The organism is Tepidibacillus fermentans (assembly GCF_004342885.1).
GTDB lineage: Bacteria > Bacillota > Bacilli > Tepidibacillales > Tepidibacillaceae > Tepidibacillus > Tepidibacillus fermentans.
Map to the genome: position 1 here is coordinate 177,538 of NZ_SMAB01000002.1, position 17,336 is coordinate 194,873.

Below are 17,336 nucleotides of genomic sequence, written 5' to 3' on the forward strand. Positions count from 1 at the left end.
TAAACCTATTTTTGTTTTTGGCAATATTATGATTGATTTGCTACAATGGTTAATGAGATTCATTTGAAAAGAGGAGCAACTTATGGCTTATCTATGGCAAAAAATTGACCAATATCTAGAACAGTCTTGGTTTATCTTGACATTAATCGTGATTAATTTTCTTGGATCGATTTACGGATTTTATTGGTATAAATATCAACTATTGGAGACACCGAAGAAATGGTTAATCTTTGTTCCAGATAGCCCAACTTCTAGTACTTTTTTTACACTATTCCTGATTTTCTATTATTTTCGTAAAAAATCGCCACTCATTGAAGCAATGGCTTCCATCACCTCATTTAAATATGGAATCTGGGCAGTAGTCATGATTCTATGGGGGGCTTTAGCAAGAGATTCCTCCTTGATTAAGATCTTGACTATTCAGTCAATCACCTGGTCTGATGTGATGTTAATGGGTTCCCATTTAGGTATGGCTTTAGAAGCAATCCTTTTTTTTAAGAAATACTCATATGGTATAATTTCTGTTTTATTGATCGCGGTCTGGACATTATTCAATGATTATATTGATTATTCGCAGGATGTTCATCCTTGGTTAGCTGAAAGTATTAGTAATATTGATCCAATCGTAGCACGTTTTACTGTAGGATTATCCATTCTAACCATTCTTTTATTCTATTTTTTATCCTATTTACGGAGAAAACAAGCATAATGTCGTACAACCCCCCATATCTTTAAATGAGGGGTGAATCTCATGATAAAAAAAATAGGATATGGAATCATTATTACCTTTCTATTTTTCTTTTTTTTCCTGACAGATACAAAAGCGAATTATTTAGAAAATCCATCTTTGGCTTCTATCCAACAATTAATCCAAAAATTAGTTGAATCTGTTCAAATAAAGGATTATGAACTAGCAAAACAAAGTATTGAACAATTATCTACGCAATTATCAGCGATCCCCTATAAAGGGATGACCACAATTGAAGGAATGGAAGCGATCACGTCTACAGCCATTCAAGTCAAAAGAAATCTTGCTGCACTTTCGCCAGATGATGACCAAATCGCTTATTCTACAACTCAACTTCAACTGGCAATTGATGCATTAAATCATAAGGAGCAGCCTTTATGGCATCGTTATTATTTAACATTACGAACGGATTTGAATGAAATTGAAAAAGCGATTAATTCGAATCAAAAGGAAAAATACGAAATGTCCGTTCAAAAATATCAAAAACACTACCAAATGATTAAACCCGCTATTCAAGTATCCAAACCAGCTTATGTCGTTGAGAAAATAGATTCCTTACATACTGCACTAGCAAGTCAAAAGATCGATCAAAATAAAGCGATTATTCTAACTCAACTAAAAGAAGCATTACATGAACTGTTTTATGGGGAAGAAAAGGATGTAATCGGAAAAATTGTTGAAGAAAAAACCTTGTGGAATACCACATTGGGTATGGGGTTTGTTATTTTTATCGTATTAAGCTATGTCATTTGGAAAAAATTTAAAGGAGCAAAAATTAACATTAGTACTTAAGAGCACATTCTAAATAAAAATAGGTTTGTATGTACCAACACACTCCGTTGTCCGTGTATTTCTTTCGTATCACTCTTGGCTTGTATGTTCTATAAGCTACGACTTTCGCGAGCGAGCTTTCCTACCAACTGTTTATTCAAGGAAAGCCGTGAGGGATCGGAGTAGCGTTAGAACATACAAACCATTTTATATTTATGCCTTTCTTATACGTAATCTTTATGCTTTTTCAAAGCCTTCGCCTAATACATCATGAACATCACTAACGACAACAAATGCCTTAGGATCGATAGAATGGACGATCTGTTTCAGACGAGGTAATTCGTTTCTACTGATTACACAATATAAGACTTCTTTCTCACTTCCAGTATATCCACCTTTTCCCTTCAACATCGTCGCTCCACGATCCATTTCCTTCATAATCTTCATCTTGATTTCAAGTGAATGGTCAGAGATAATTATTGCTGCCTTGGCTGCATAGGCTCCTTCTTGGGTAAAATCGATTACTCTTGCGGCGACAAAGACAGCGATTAATGTATACATGGCTTTTTGGATTCCAATATAAAATGCTGAAAGGGAAATAATAACAAAATCAAAAAGAAACATCGTTCTTCCCATACTGATTCCAAAATACTTAAAGGCTAATCTAGCAATTATATCGACACCGCCAGTCGTCCCACCATAGCGAAAAATGATTCCTAAACCAAGACCAATAGAGACACCAGCATATAATGACGCTAATAATAAATCGTTTAGCGGTTGTTGAAAACCTTCTGTAAGCCATAAAAAGAAAGAAACAAGGCTTGTTCCGACGATCGTATAAAACATAAATTGATGCCCAAGTTTTCTCCATCCCAAAATAAATAGAGGAATATTTAGTAGCATAATCACAACACTAGGAGAAAACCCAAAAATATATTTTAATAACAATGCAATTCCAGTAAAGCCTCCTTCAGAAAGGTGATTCGCAATTGTGAAATAATTTAAACCAAAGGAAAATATAAGAGCCCCTAGGGTAATAAAAAAGATATTCTGGATATGTTTAGCCATATATAAACTCCTTTACACATATTCCTATTCATTATACAAATACCTTGCAAAAAATAGCAATCATATCCAATATTAATATTTGATTTCTTAATAAAAATTAGGTACGATAACTGTAGCAAAGTTGGAGGTAGGCTGGACAAATAGACACACCGATTGTAAATTTTGTTCATATATTATGTCATAGGCCGAAAAATCAAAGGTGTGTTGTTTATGTCCACAGGTAGAAGTTATATTGATGCGGCTTATGATGCCATTTTCCAAAATGATTTTCATAAGGCTATTGAATTATTTAAACAAGCGATTCGTTGTGAACCGAATAATGCTTCCTATTATTACAGATTATCGATTACCTATGACCGTAGTGGGTTCATGAAAAAGGCGATAGAAACTGCAAAAAAAGCGAGTGAGCTTGAACCAGAGAACCAAAACTATCGTTACCATCTACAGATTCTTCAGTCGAAAAATTTGGTTCTTGTAGCTGTCGATTTAATGAGACGTAACATATTCACGAAAGAAACAAAAGGAATGCTCCTTCAAGCCAAAAAATTAGACCCATTAAATATAGATGCATATTTACTATTAGGTATATTTTATGGTGAAACCAATGCACTAGAACTTTCGTTAAAAGAGTTTAATTCTATCTTTTTTATTCAACCTTATCATCTACAAGCAAAACAATTAAAAGATTACTATCTTAATTTGTATCAAGAAGGTGATTGAGTGAATCGATTAAAGGTAATGGTATCAGGAGCAAACGGGAGAATGGGTAGAGAAGTCGTTAAGATGCTTAAAAAAGATGATGATCTTCTTTATGTCGGTGGAATTGATCCAATCGTCAGCTCACAGCAAGAAACGGATGATAATCCTATTTATCAAAGATTGGAAGAGGCATTAATAGCCGAAAAACCGGATGTTATTGTTGATTTTACGAATCCACATGTTGTAAAAGATAATGTTAGAACTGCAATCGAATTGGGGGTAAGCCCGGTTGTAGGTACGACTGGGCTTACTTTAGAAGATATTCTAATTTTGGACAAGCTAGCGAAAGAACACGAGATTGGTGGTGTTATTGCTCCAAACTTTGCGATTGGCGCTGTCTTAATGATGAAATTTGCGCAAACGGCAGCAAAATATATGCCAAATGTGGAAATCATTGAGTATCATCATGATCAAAAGCTAGATGCTCCATCTGGAACCGCCTTAAAAACGGCAGAATTGATTCAACAAGTACGTAAAGAGTTAAAACAAGGTCATCCAAATGAAAAGGAAACACTTATTGGGGCACGTGGTGGAGCATTTTCAGGTTTTCGTATACATAGTGTTAGACTTCCTGGATTAGTTGCTCATCAGGAAGTGATTCTCGGAGATTTGGGACAAACGTTAACGATTCGTCACGATTCAATTGACCGAGAATCTTTTATGCCCGGCGTGAATTTAGCTATTAAAAAAGTGAAAAGTTTACGAGGCATTATTTACGGTTTAGAACACTTACTTAACTAAAAATCTTTGATGGGTAGGGGATCATTTTTGAAAATTGCACTTATCGCACATGATCGAAAAAAATCTGAAATGGTTAATTTTATGATCGCGTATGAATCGATCTTTAAAGAACATGAACTCTATTCCACCGGTACAACGGGAGCTAAAATTATGGAACAAACGGATCTTAAGATTCACCGATTTCAATCTGGCCCATTGGGTGGAGATCAACAAGTTGGTGCATTAATTGCTGAAAATGAATTGGATTTACTCCTTTTCTTTCGCGATCCGTTAATGGCTCAACCACATGAACCAGATATTATTGCATTACTTCGCTTGTGCGATGTTTATGGAATACCTGTTGCAACAAATGTAGCTACCGCAGAAATCCTAGTTCGTGCATTAGGTAGAGGGGAATTTGCATGGCGGGATGTGGTTCATCGATATAAAGATGGATTGGAAAATGGATCAAGCCTTTCTGAATAGAAAGGCTTATTTCTTATCTGTTCCCTGTTTGAATATTTGAATGATTTTTGCTAAGAATACGAAGATTCCCATAATGATTCTCATTTTCTATTCCTCCAAATAAGATAGGAATGAATGGTTGATTAGGAGATCTAAGATGGAAAAAAAAGAAATTGCAAAAAATATATTGAAACGTTTAATGAATCAAGGTTATCAGGCTTATTTCGTTGGTGGATATGTACGTGACCAATTGTTAAATCGCCCAACCACTGATATTGATATTGCTACAGATGCAAAACCAGAAGCAATCCTTTCTTTATTTGAGAAGGCAGTACCTACAGGGCTGAAACATGGAACTGTCACCGTAATTGAACAGGGGCTTTCTATCGAAATTACAACGTTTCGTAAAGAAGGTAAATATTTAGATTACCGTCATCCCAAAGAAGTGAAATTTGTAACAAATTTATATGATGATTTAAGTCGAAGAGATTTTACGATGAATGCGATTGCATTGGATTACTATGAGCAGTTGATCGATCCTTTTAATGGTCAATCTGCCATTGTCAATCGGAACATTGAAAGTGTTGGCAATCCAAATGAACGATTTATGGAAGATCCATTACGAATGATGCGAGCAGTCCGATTTGCCGCTCAGTTACAATTTCAGATTGAGAAGAATACTTTGCGTGCAATAAGAGAGTTAGCTTTCTATCTACAATATATTTCAATTGAACGAGTAAAAATTGAATTGGACAAGATCATCAATGCGAATCATCCTGAAATCGGAATTGAACTTCTTTATTCTCTAGAACTCATTCGCTGGTTCAAGGGAATGATTGATGGGCCACTTTATTTCATTGATCATGGAAAAGTTCTTCAAACGATCAATCAAACCATGGACCCTTTCGTCCGTTGGTCCATATTGTTTGAACAATTGAATTCAACTGAGCGAAACAGGGTCATGGATGGACTCAGATTTTCTAATAAAGAAAAGCAAACAATTCTTAACATCTTTAAAGCTTATTCTATCATTCAAAAAGGACAGAAGATAGAGGAGTTAAAAAAATGTTTCATAGAAACAAATGAAGATGATTGTTTGAAATCGTTAGAATTGTCCTATTTACTGGGATATATTCAGAAAAAAGAACTGTTAGAATGGAAACTCACACTTTCGGAATTAAATAAACAATTAATGGTTCGGACATTAAAAGATTTAAAGGTTTCAGGAAAAGACGTACTTGAGATCGTCAAACAACCACCTGGCCCTTGGATTCACGATTTATTGCAAGAGTTATTTCATCAGGTTGTTTTTGACGGATTACCAAATCATAGAGAGATATTACTTCAAAGAATAGAAAATTTAAAGGAGAAGGTCTTTGATGAGGGAGAAGATTAAAGAAATCTTTATTCAATCCAGACATCAGTTTGTTTCAGGAGAAGAGATTAGTAAACAATTAAATATTTCAAGAACTGCGGTATGGAAACATATTGAGGAATTAAAAAAGGAAGGTTATCAATTTGAAGCAATCCGCAAAAGAGGATATCGTTTACTAAACGATCCAGATGATATATCAAAAGAACGACTAAAAGCCAATTTATCTACGCAATGGCTGGGTAAAGAGATCATTTACTTTTCTGAAGTCGATTCAACACAAAGAGTGGCCCATGAATTAGCTAAAAATGGTGTACCACACGGTACTGTAGTAATTACGGATGAGCAAACAGAGGGGAAAGGGCGTTTAGGTAGAACTTGGTTTTCAGAGAAAGGGAAAGGGATTTGGATGAGTTTCATTCTACGACCTTCCTTTGCTTATCATCAAGCTCTACAAATTACCCTTTTCACTTCAGTCGTTCTAGCAAATACGTTAAAAAAATTATATCAAAGGAATTTTTTAATCAAATGGCCAAATGATATATATATTAACGGTAAAAAAGTTTCTGGGATTCTAACAGAAATGCATGGGGAACAAGATCAGATTCACTATATGATTATTGGAATTGGCATTAACACGCATCAAATTACGTTTCCCGAAAACTTAAAAGAAATAGCGACTTCTATTCAGCAAGAAACAGGGTATATTCCAAAGCGAATCGAGTTGATTCAACATTTCTTTACAGAATTTGAACAAGATTATAGCCGCTTTGAAGGAGAAGGGTTTATGCCATTTTATAAACAATATAATGATGCATTATATGGAAAAGGAAGAAGGATACAATTAAAGCAGGTAAATCAACAAATCGAAGGAACAATTATGTGTATTGACTCAAATGGGTATTTAATTCTACAAGAAGATGATGGAAAAGAAGCGAAAGTTGTTTCGGGTGACATTTTTTTCTGATATAATCGTGTATATGAGGTAGTATCGTCAAGAACTACACTCAGCTTTTACATTTTTACATTTGAACAATTGAATGAACTATTGATATTCTGCTCTGAGCCTTAATGGACCGAGACAGAAGGAGAGAAGACTTGGACTTGTTAACCTTCTACCCGTCTATGGGCTGAAGGTTTTTTTGTTTCATTATCAATCTCGATGTTGGGCAAAAGAGTGGACAAAAATGACGGAGGTGATGAAATGGAGCAAAAAGCAATTACGACTCATGATCTCAAGCAATTAAAGGCGAAGAAAGAACCCATCACAATGGTAACTGCTTATGATTACCCCACTGCGAAATTAATTGATGAAAGTGGTATCGAAATGATATTGGTTGGTGATTCATTGGGTATGGTCGTTCTGGGATACGATACCACGATTCCGGTCACATTAGAGGATATGATCCATCATGGGAAAGCGGTAGTAAGAGGAGCAAAAAGAGCCTTTGTCGTTGTTGATATGCCCTTTTTAACTTATCATCTTGGAATTAAAAAAGCCGTCTATCATGCTGGACGAATTATTCAAGAAACAGGAGCAAAGGCAGTAAAAATCGAAGGCGGTAAGGAGATTGTTCCAGTTATTCAAGCGATTACTCAGGCTGGGATTCCTGTAGTAGGGCATATTGGTTTAACACCTCAATCGGTACATCAGCTTGGAGGTTTCAAAGTTCAAGGAAAAACGAAAGAAGATGCCTTAAAAATCATTGAAGATGCAAAAGCGTTAGAAGCCGCTGGTGTATTTAGCATTGTTCTAGAAGCTATTCCTCATGATCTAGCGAAATTAATCACGGAAACTGTTTCGGTACCCACTATTGGTATTGGTGCGGGAAATGCTTGTGACGGTCAGGTACTTGTCTTTCACGATATGATTCAATATGGGTTAGATCGATCACCCAAATTCGTAAAAATCTATGGGCAGATCGGGGAAATGATTAAAAGGAGTATATCCCAATATAAAGAAGAAGTGAAAAAGAGAAGTTTTCCAGCAAAAGAACATACATTTTCTATTCAAGAATCTGTTCTCGAACAATTATATGGGAAGGTGTAATGATGGAAGTTATCACAACAATAAGCGAAATTAGAACGAGAATAACAAAAGAAAGAAAAGCAGGAAAAGTAATTAGCCTCGTACCAACCATGGGTTATTTACACCGTGGTCATCAGAGTTTAATCGAAAAAGCTCGAGCAGAAAGTGATCTTGTGGTTGTGTCGATCTTTGTCAACCCATTACAATTTGGACCGAATGAAGATTATGATCGCTATCCAAGAGACTTGGAAAGAGACAAGGTCATAGCAGAAGTTGCAGGTGCCGATTTGATCTTTTTCCCATCTGTGAACGAGATGTATCCTGTAAAACCAAAAACCTATGTTGAAGTCAATGAGTTAACTAATCAATTATGTGGAAAATCAAGACCAGGACATTTTCGCGGAGTCACAACAGTAGTTTCAAAGCTATTTCATATTATCCAACCAGACTTTGCGTATTTTGGGTTAAAAGATGCTCAACAAGTAGCAGTTATTCAGCAAATGGTTGAAGATTTGAATATGCCAGTTACGATCGTTCCTTGTCCAATTGTTCGTGAAGAAGATGGGCTAGCTCTTAGTTCAAGGAATGTTTATTTAACCTCTGAGGAACGAAGTCAAGCCACAATTCTTTATCAAAGTTTACAAAAAGCAAAAGAATGGATCGGAGAGGGAATAACAGAAACAAAGAAACTGAAAGATCGAATCAGAAACTTCATTGAAACTCAACCCCTTGCTCGAATCGATTATGTTGAAATCCTTTCTTTTCCGTCCCTAGAACCAGTAACAGAGATTCATTCAACGAGCCAAGCGATTATTGCTTTAGCCGTTTGGTTTGACAAAACAAGATTAATCGATAATCTCATCATCAATCAAAATGAGGTGTAATTATGTGGTTACAAATGATGAAGTCTAAAATTCATAGAGCAACTGTCACGGAAGCAAATCTGAACTATGTTGGAAGTATTACGATTGATGAAGCCATTATGGAGGCGGTTGGTATTTTACCTAATGAAAAGGTTCAGATTGTCAATAACAATAATGGAGCAAGGTTTGAAACTTATGTGATTAAAGGCGAAAGAAATTCAGGAACGATTTGTTTGAATGGGGCTGCAGCTCGTCTTGTTCAACCAGGAGATACGGTGATTATTATTGCCTATGCTTATATGACAGAAGAAGAGGCCAAATATTTTACTCCGAAAGTAGCAATCATGAATGAAAAAAATCATATTGTCCAAATGATTGATCACGAACAAGAGGCTACTGTTCTCTAAACCAAATGCTCCTTCTCGTATATTCTCTACTTCTCTGGCAAAAAATGAGAAAGAGGAGGAGCGAATTTATGATTCAGCAATTATTTTCCTATATGCACCAAACGATCAACGAATTAGAACATGAGTTCAATGAACCAATTGGTATGGATCAAGAGTTAAATTTATTAGAAAAATATCTTACCATCAAAGAAATGATTGAAGATATTTCTGACGAATTAGAACAACTAATAGAAAAACTAAAACAATTTGAGAAAAATCATGGATTGAATCTTTCTGCTAATGAACTAACAACAAAAGATACGAATGAAGAAGTTGTCATCGAACTTGATGAAAGTGATTTTTTGGAATTTGAAAAAGGAATCGGATTCTTTGATTTATGGATGTATGACCGGGCGATTATTCATTTAGAAAAGATAATGGATAAGTATCCTGACTTCAATTTAGCAAGATTGTATACGTCAATGACCTATTTTCAAAAGGGAGATTACCTTGAGACGAAAAAGCAATTAAAGATCCTATTCCAAAATACCGACGATCCCGACCTTCTTTCATTAGGCCATAATCTTTTAGGGATGATCTATGGTAAAAATGAACAATATGGGCAAGCGATCAACGAATTTCAACAGGCGGTTCAATATCGATATGATTGGTATGAACCGAGATTTAATCTAGCTATCCTTTATTATCGATTAGGTCATTTTGAAGATACCATTTTACTTCTAAAAGAGATCTTAAAGCAAAAACCTTTAGATTGGGGAATTGCATATTATCTGGGAAAGTCATATCAAAAATTAAATCAAGATCATCATGCCAATGAATGGTTTAAAAAAGTTTATGATATGACAAAACAATCGAAGATGATTCAACAAATTGCAATCAGTTTTGAAAAACGCAAACAATTTCAGCAAGCGATCTATTGGTTTGAAAAATGGCGAAATCTTGAACCGACTCGACCAGAACCACTGTTATCACTCAGCAAAAATGTGTGGTTGTCTGGAGATAAAGCGAAAGCAAAGACATTAATCAAAAAATATTTTTCTGCTTACCAAGAAACTCCTGAAGCATTACTACTTTATGCTTGGATCTTAACGGATGAGGGAGAGTTAAATAAACTCGATTCAATCTTAAGCAAATTAATCTCGAATCAATTAGAAAACTTGACGAAAATGGACCCCTTTTTTTTGGCGAGTCTAGCAAGATTATATACACTTCATCAATATCATCACCTGTCAAATGACTTTATCAATCTTCTTATGAGAGCAGACAATCCTCATATACAAGGGTTAGCTCACTTGATCCAAGGATTGATTCAATTAGATCAAGAAAAACCAGATCAAGCGCTACAACATTTTCTAAAGACTTCAAGTACAGGAGTCCATTTTCCTTATTTCGAATTTTACTTAGGGTATACTCATTATCTTCTTGGGAATACAGATGAAGCAAAACAGTGTTGGGCTAAATTGAGTGTAAGGAAAGAACATTAGCTACTGTAATTAATAACCCGAATTTTGGAGACTTAAAAAAAGAGTTCCGAAATCCGGGTTTTTGTTTTGGGGTTCGTTCTGTTCTTTAAAGTTTTTTTGTTTTTTTCGATTTCCTTGTGTAGTATAATGAGTGCGAACATTTTTTGAGGTGAAAAAAGTGAATCGTTTTATTGTTATAGATATAGAAACAACAGGGAATCAACCAAATAAAGATGCAATTACCCAAGTTGGTGCGGTGCTTATCGAGAATGAGGAAATCAAGAAGATCTATTCATCTTTTGTTTATACGGATCAGCCTATACCAGAGTATATTCAAGCATTAACCGGTATTACTCATGAGGTGATTAAGGATGCTGCATTGCTTGAAGATGTGATGATGGAATTGCTACCATTAATGGAAGGTGCTATTTTTGTCGCTCATCATGCTGCTTTTGATCTTGGATTTATTCAAAAGGCATTGGAAAAATCGGGATACAGCCCCTTTTCTGGTCCTGTAGTCGATACCTTAGACTTAGCTCGTATTTTATTACCTATGGTACAAAGTTATAAGTTGGGTGAGATGACACAAGAGTTAAAAATTAAACATGAAAATCCACACCGAGCAGTTGATGATGCCTTGGCAACTGCCCAACTTTTTTTACAACTGGTTGAACAGTTAAAAAAAATGCCACTTATTTATTTACAGCGACTATATGAAATCACAAAGAATTTAGATGATGATCTCGCCTTCTTTATTGATCATTTTGTTGAAGATCGAATCATTCATCCAATAGAGGAAGACCAGTTCTTCGTTTATCAACAAATGGCTTTACAAAAAATCATGGATGAGGATGATTCATCTTCAAATGAACATATAGGTGATCTCGAATTTGAAGAGATGTTTTCTGTACAAGGATTTCTTTCCGAACGCTTTCCTAATTTTGAAATTAGACCATCACAAAAAGAAATGTCACTTGATGTAATGGAAGCTTTTATTGAGCAAAAGCATTTAATGATTGAAGCAGGTACAGGTACAGGTAAATCTCTCGCGTATTTAATCCCTTCCATCTTTTGGGCAAAAGAACATAATGAGAAAGTGGTTGTTTCTACCCATACGATTAATTTACAAGAACAGCTTTATCAAAGGGATATTCCTGTACTCAAAGAAATTTTGCCATTCGATTTTCATGCTACGGTTTTAAAAGGGCGCAACCATTATTTATGTTTAAGAAAATTTGAACAACAAATTCTACAATCTTCAAGTGAACGGAATAAAGAAGAAATGATTTACCTTGCTCAATTGCTTACATGGGTCGCTTTAACCAAAACTGGGGATGTCGAAGAGTTAAACTTGTCGCCAAATCATAAAAACTTATGGAATGAAGTGAAAAGTGATGCTGAAACTTGCTTGAATCGTAATTGCCCTTGGTTCCGTGTATGCTTCTATCATCGTGCCAAACAAAAAGCACAGACGGCTGATCTGATTTTAACGAACCACTCTTTACTTTTAACGGACCTGCAATCCGAAAATCGAATTCTTCCAAATTACAAAAAATTAGTGATTGATGAAGCCCACCATTTTGAAGATGTAGCATCAAAACACTTAGGTTATGAGTTAACTCAATATGGAATTAATCAATATTTTCAGCGTTTATACAAAGATGCGAAGCATGGATTATTGATTCAAATCATGAACGAATGTTATCGTTCTCAAGATCCTGATCAATTTGCGGTTGCAAATCAGATTCAAAATCAGCTGTTGCCGATTTTAATCGAAATCGAACAGAACTTTCAAGAATACTTTAACCAGATCGGGAAGTTTGTCGACCATCTAGTCGTAAAACAAGAAACTGGTAGGAAAACATTAAGGATTACAGAACGTATCAAAAGTAAAAAAGAATGGAAGATCATTTGTGAAATTTATCGAAATTTATATATTCAGTTGACAGAAATGGATAATCTAATCGAGGAAACTCTACGAAAATTAAAAGATCTTCAATTAGAAGAGAACTTTATCGCCGACTTAAAAGGGATTCATAAAGAATTAAAAGAACTCAATCATATTCTATCTGAATGGAACGAAGCTCAAGATTTAAAAATGGTGTTTTGGGTGGAAACAGAAAGTAGAGGAAAAAAATTCGTTTCTTATCTCTATGCAAGTCCAATTGATGTGGGACCATTTATTAAAGAATTTCTTTTTGATCAGAAAGATAGCATTATCCTCACTTCTGCAACATTAAGTGTCAATGGATCATTTCAATATAGTAGTGAAAAATTTGGCTTTGATCCAACCGATCATAATTTGAGAAAAAAGACTCTTTCATCGCCTTTTGATTATCGAAAACAAGCTATTATTTCGATTCCAAATGATTTTCCTAATATTCAAGAAGTGGACGAACCAGAGTTTGTTCAATATTTAATCAAGAATATTCGTGAATTAGTTCTTCAACTAAATGGGAAAACATTAATCTTATTTACATCTTATCAAATGCTAAATCAAGTATATGAAGAGTTGAAGAAATTACTTGAGCCTGTTGGAATTAAAGTACTTGGTCACGGTATCGATAGTTCAAGTCGAACAAAACTGGTAAAACAATTTCAATCCCAAACACCAACTGTATTATTAGGTACCAGTAGTTTTTGGGAAGGTGTAGACATTCCAGGAGAATCCTTAAGTGCTCTTGTCATTGTTCGTCTTCCATTTACACCGCCAAACCATCCGATCTATGAAGCGAAAACAGAAAAATTAAAAGTAGCAAAACGGAATCCATTTATGGAGATGGCTGTTCCCCAAGCGGTAATCCGCTTTAAACAAGGGTTTGGTCGATTAATTCGTACACAGAAAGATCGTGGAGTAGTCATTGTATTTGACAGGAGAATCATAGAGTCTAAGTATGGAAAATACTTTCTTCAATCCTTACCCGACATTGATGTCCGATATCAACCTTTTTCAAAAATTTTAAGTGACACTAAGGAATGGATCAAAAAGGAATAATTTTATAGACCGGTCATATGATGAGGATAGAGTGTTAGACAAGAAGGTGAACATGATGAAAGCCACTAAGATTGTCTTCTCTTTGATCCTCATTTTTTTTCTTATTTCCTTTCTTTTCTATAAGTCGTATTCTTCGATATTTGTTCGTTCGATTTTTGCCAATCAGCCAGAAGAACAAAAACATTTACAGGGAAACGAAGTGCTAGTTTCTTTTTTACCATTAGAACAAGGAGAAGCAACGCTAGTTCAATTGGCAAATGGGAAGACTTATCTTATTGATACAGGTAACAAAAATAGTTCTGAGCAATTGCTAAAGTTATTACACGACCATAAAGTCGTTCAAATCAAAGCTATCCTACTTACGAATGCATGTGATGATCATGTAGGAGGGTTCTTGGATGTATTGCAAGAATTCCATGTTGAACAAATTTATCTACCCGAATTAATTGCTTCATCATTTTCGATTCCTACCTCTTATCAAACAAAAATAAAATATTTAAAGAAAGATGATATAGAACAATGGAGTCAGGTAAAAGTGACAGTTCTTGCTCCTGAAGAACCTTTATCCTTATCTCCTCAGGATAATTCTCTCGTTTTTCAACTCACACATCAGGATATTTATTTTTTATTTACCAGTGATATTGGTGATGAGATAGAAAAAAGAGTGATGAAACAATACCCTTTAAAATCAGAGATCTTAAAAGTAAGTGATTTTGGCAATAATACAGCATCTTCCCTCGAATTTTTGGAAAAAGTTGATCCACAAGTCGGAATCATCTTCTCCAGTGATCAAGATCTATATCAAGCTAGTCAAGATGTCATTGATCGGTTAAATGAGACATGGACTGAAGTTTATGAGTTAAGTAAGGTAGGGGAAGTTCAAATCACAAGCAATGGAAAAGATTATCAAATTGAAGTGATAAAAGGAGACTAGGTGGGCCTTGCCCATTGAATGAGCAAAACTTCATTTGCAAATAATACTTCTTAATGGAGGTGTTTTTATATGCATACGATGTGGAAAGGCTCAATTAGTTTTGGCCTAGTAAATATTCCGATCAAGATGTTTGCCTCAACCGAGGATAAAGAGATAAAGTTCCGCTATTTACATAAAGAATGTAAGACTCCATTAAAATATGTTCGCACCTGTCCTACGTGTAATGTAGAAGTGGAATGGAATGATATCGTCAGGGGGTTCGAATATGAACCTGGTCGTTTTGTATTGATCGAAGATGAAGCTTTAGCAAGTCTTCAGCCTGAAATCAACAAAGCAATCGAGATTCTTGATTTTGTAAATTTGTCTGAAATCGATCCCATCTATTTCGATAAATCGTATTATCTATCTCCACAAGATACAGGGGGCAAAGCCTATAACTTACTTAGACAAGGGTTAAAGGAAACGGGTAAGATTGGTATCGCAAAGATCACGATTCGCTCGAAACAATCTTTAGCAGCCATTCGTGTCTATCAAAATTTACTTGTTTTAGAAACACTCTATTTCCCTGATGAAGTTAGGTCAGTAGAATTGGTACCTGGAATTCCGCAAAATATGGATGTGAATGAAAAAGAATTAAGCATGGCGATTCAATTAATTGAAAATTTGTCTGCTCCATTTGAACCGAACAAATATACGGATGATTACCGAGAAGCCTTAAGAGAATTAATTAATAAGAAAATCGAAGGGGAAGAGATTGAAATTCCCAAAGAGGCACCGCAGAAAAATATCATCGATCTCATGCAAGCATTAAAAGCTAGTATTGAGCAAACGACACCAACGAAAAAAACAACAAGAGGAAGGAACAAGAAAACAACGGCAAGTTAAGAAATAGGTGAGCTTACGTGGAGTGGTTACAACCAATGGAACCAATTTTACGACCTGATATTCCTTCAGGGGATGCATGGATTCATCAAATTAAATGGGATGGTATTCGTGGTCTTACTTATATCGACCAAACAGGTATCCGTCTCTATACAAAGAAAGGTAAAGAAAGAACAGAATTCTACCCAGAATTACAGCAGTTATCTAAGCTCGTGGAAGGAGATTCCATGATACTTGATGGGGAAATCGTCGTTCTTAATGATGAGCATAAGCCTTCATTTGAATTGGTGTTGACAAGAGAAAGAGTTCGGACAACAGAGAAGATTCCATTTTACGTCAAGAAATATCCAATTAAATATATTTTGTTTGATATTTTATTTCTTAATGGGAAAAATTTGACAAAGAGGGCGTTAATCGAAAGAAAAAACCTTCTTCTTCAATCCGTTCATCAGAATGAAACAATTGCGATTACAGATGATTTTAAAGATGGTATAAAATTATTTTCATTAATGCGGGAAAAGGGATGGGAGGGTATCGTATCCAAACATCTGGATAGTGCATATATCGGTGGGAAAAACCACAAGGAGTGGTTTAAAGTCAAACTTCAACGCAAGATGTTAGTTGTTGTTGGAGGAGTATCATGGAAGAATGAATTTCCTAATTCCTTGTTATTAGGGGTCTATAGAAAAGATCGATTATTGTTTATAGGCAAAGCTTCTTTAGGTTTAAAGGAATCAGATTTTCAAATGATCAAAGAGTTTGTACCACAACTTATGCAAAACCATTCCCCATTTTACCAGTTGCCGACAAAGATAAAAGATGTAACTTGGATAAAACCCGCACTAACTTGCTGGGTACAATTTCTGGAATGGACGAATGATGGGCAATTGCGACATCCAAAAATCCTTGGCTTTAGTCCCTATTCTCCTTATCAAGCAATAGGAAAGGATTATGTGATGTAAATGGAGATCATTATTGACAACTTTCCACTTCAGATTACCAATCCTGAGAAAATCTTTTGGCCTGAAATGGGAATAAGAAAAATTGATTATATTATGAAATTGATGGAGCTGACTCCTTATCTAATCCCTCATGCCCAAAATCGTCTTTTGACCACAATCCGCTATCCTGATGGAATCGATGGAAAATCATTTTATCAAAAGAATATTCCTTCGTATGCACCTACATGGGTTGATCATCATCGTTGGCAAGATACAGAATATATTTTATTAAATAAACGAGCGACTTTAGCTTGGTTAGGTAATCAAGCTGCTCTCGAATTCCATACTGCGTTTAATCGTTATAACCGTGATCAATATCCTAGTTCTTTAGTATTTGATCTTGACCCTTCAAAAGGACAAACATTCGAACAAGTCGTAGAGGTTGCATTATTGATTCACGAAACCCTTGGATCTTTAGGTTTAAAAAGCTGGATCAAAACCTCAGGAGCGACTGGAATGCAAATTTATATTCCAATCGGCGAAAAGTATACATATGAGCAAGCAAGAAAAATGAATGAATTTTTTGGAAAGTATTTTAGTGAAAAATACCCACAATTGATTACAATCGAACGAATGGTGAAGAAACGAGAAAGCAAATTATATTTTGATTACTTACAGATGTGGCAAGGAAAAACAATTACCTTGGTTTATTCAACAAGAGCTACAAAAGAGGCAACAGTTTCGACACCGATTGAATGGGAGGAACTGGAGAAAGGGATTCGACCCACTGACTTTCATTTGCTCAATATCAAGGATCGGATTGAGCAGAAAGGAGATTTATTTGCTCCGCTGCTGGGAAAAAGTTCAATACAAAATCTCGATCATATTCTTCAATTTATCAATAAGCAAAAAATCTGAT

17 protein-coding genes are annotated in these 17,336 nt (G+C 35.3%); 16 read left to right on the forward strand and 1 reads right to left on the reverse strand.

Going from position 1 to position 17,336, the window contains the following annotated elements:
* The first annotated feature begins 82 nt into the window (after positions 1-82).
* Positions 83-709: a DUF1405 domain-containing protein gene (locus EDD72_RS02280; RefSeq protein WP_132767011.1), complete on the forward strand. Its 627-nt coding sequence runs from the start codon at positions 83-85 to the stop codon at positions 707-709.
* Between the two features lie 42 nt (positions 710-751).
* Complete coding sequence (locus EDD72_RS02285) at positions 752-1,540, forward strand: sporulation protein YpjB (protein ID WP_132767012.1); 789 nt, start codon at positions 752-754, stop codon at positions 1,538-1,540.
* Positions 1,541-1,756: 216 nt separating this feature from the next.
* On the opposite strand, the gene EDD72_RS02290 is transcribed toward EDD72_RS02285, so the two are convergent.
* On the reverse strand, positions 1,757-2,587 hold the full coding sequence (locus EDD72_RS02290) for a YitT family protein (protein WP_132767013.1): 831 nt from the start codon (positions 2,585-2,587) through the stop codon (positions 1,757-1,759).
* A 210-nt stretch (positions 2,588-2,797) separates the two neighbouring features.
* Between EDD72_RS02290 and EDD72_RS02295 the strand changes: the two genes are divergently transcribed.
* The 14 genes from EDD72_RS02295 (at position 2,798) to ligD (EDD72_RS02360) (ending at position 17,335) form a co-directional block, all read left to right on the forward strand.
* A complete protein-coding gene (locus EDD72_RS02295) occupies positions 2,798-3,307 on the forward strand; it encodes a tetratricopeptide repeat protein (protein WP_132767014.1) in 510 nt (169 codons plus the stop codon).
* A gap of 18 nt (positions 3,308-3,325) precedes the next feature.
* Positions 3,326-4,087, forward strand: a complete 762-nt coding sequence (dapB, locus tag EDD72_RS02300) for a 4-hydroxy-tetrahydrodipicolinate reductase (RefSeq protein ID WP_132767083.1) — start codon at positions 3,326-3,328, stop codon at positions 4,085-4,087.
* A gap of 27 nt (positions 4,088-4,114) precedes the next feature.
* A complete protein-coding gene (gene mgsA, locus EDD72_RS02305) occupies positions 4,115-4,552 on the forward strand; it encodes a methylglyoxal synthase (RefSeq protein ID WP_132767015.1) in 438 nt (145 codons plus the stop codon).
* Between the two features lie 136 nt (positions 4,553-4,688).
* Positions 4,689-5,927, forward strand: coding sequence for a CCA tRNA nucleotidyltransferase (locus tag EDD72_RS02310; RefSeq protein WP_132767016.1), 1,239 nt, complete (start codon positions 4,689-4,691; stop codon positions 5,925-5,927).
* Positions 5,911-6,870 carry a biotin--[acetyl-CoA-carboxylase] ligase gene (locus tag EDD72_RS02315; RefSeq protein WP_132767017.1) on the forward strand — a complete coding sequence of 320 codons (960 nt, stop codon included), beginning with the start codon at positions 5,911-5,913 and terminating at the stop codon, positions 6,868-6,870. Before EDD72_RS02310 ends, EDD72_RS02315 begins: the two co-directional genes overlap by 17 nt.
* A gap of 237 nt (positions 6,871-7,107) precedes the next feature.
* Positions 7,108-7,953 carry a 3-methyl-2-oxobutanoate hydroxymethyltransferase gene (gene panB / locus EDD72_RS02320; protein WP_132767018.1) on the forward strand — a complete coding sequence of 282 codons (846 nt, stop codon included), beginning with the start codon at positions 7,108-7,110 and terminating at the stop codon, positions 7,951-7,953.
* Positions 7,954-7,955: 2 nt separating this feature from the next.
* Positions 7,956-8,816, forward strand: coding sequence for a pantoate--beta-alanine ligase (gene panC / locus EDD72_RS02325; RefSeq protein WP_132767019.1), 861 nt, complete (start codon positions 7,956-7,958; stop codon positions 8,814-8,816).
* Between the two features lie 2 nt (positions 8,817-8,818).
* On the forward strand, positions 8,819-9,202 hold the full coding sequence (gene panD, locus EDD72_RS02330; RefSeq protein ID WP_132767020.1) for an aspartate 1-decarboxylase: 384 nt from the start codon (positions 8,819-8,821) through the stop codon (positions 9,200-9,202).
* A 68-nt stretch (positions 9,203-9,270) separates the two neighbouring features.
* The gene (locus EDD72_RS02335; protein ID WP_165894933.1) at positions 9,271-10,686 is read left to right on the forward strand and encodes a tetratricopeptide repeat protein; all 1,416 of its coding nucleotides are present in this window, start codon (positions 9,271-9,273) and stop codon (positions 10,684-10,686) included.
* A 157-nt stretch (positions 10,687-10,843) separates the two neighbouring features.
* A complete protein-coding gene (gene dinG, locus EDD72_RS02340) occupies positions 10,844-13,660 on the forward strand; it encodes an ATP-dependent DNA helicase DinG (protein WP_165894934.1) in 2,817 nt (938 codons plus the stop codon).
* 55 nt (positions 13,661-13,715) lie between these two features.
* Positions 13,716-14,594 carry a ComEC/Rec2 family competence protein gene (locus EDD72_RS02345; RefSeq protein ID WP_165894935.1) on the forward strand — a complete coding sequence of 293 codons (879 nt, stop codon included), beginning with the start codon at positions 13,716-13,718 and terminating at the stop codon, positions 14,592-14,594.
* 69 nt (positions 14,595-14,663) lie between these two features.
* The gene (gene ku, locus EDD72_RS02350; protein ID WP_132767024.1) at positions 14,664-15,479 is read left to right on the forward strand and encodes a non-homologous end joining protein Ku; all 816 of its coding nucleotides are present in this window, start codon (positions 14,664-14,666) and stop codon (positions 15,477-15,479) included.
* Positions 15,480-15,496: 17 nt separating this feature from the next.
* The gene (ligD, locus tag EDD72_RS02355; protein WP_132767025.1) at positions 15,497-16,438 is read left to right on the forward strand and encodes a non-homologous end-joining DNA ligase; all 942 of its coding nucleotides are present in this window, start codon (positions 15,497-15,499) and stop codon (positions 16,436-16,438) included.
* The gene (gene ligD, locus EDD72_RS02360; RefSeq protein ID WP_132767026.1) at positions 16,439-17,335 is read left to right on the forward strand and encodes a non-homologous end-joining DNA ligase; all 897 of its coding nucleotides are present in this window, start codon (positions 16,439-16,441) and stop codon (positions 17,333-17,335) included.
* Position 17,336 lies beyond the last annotated feature (1 nt).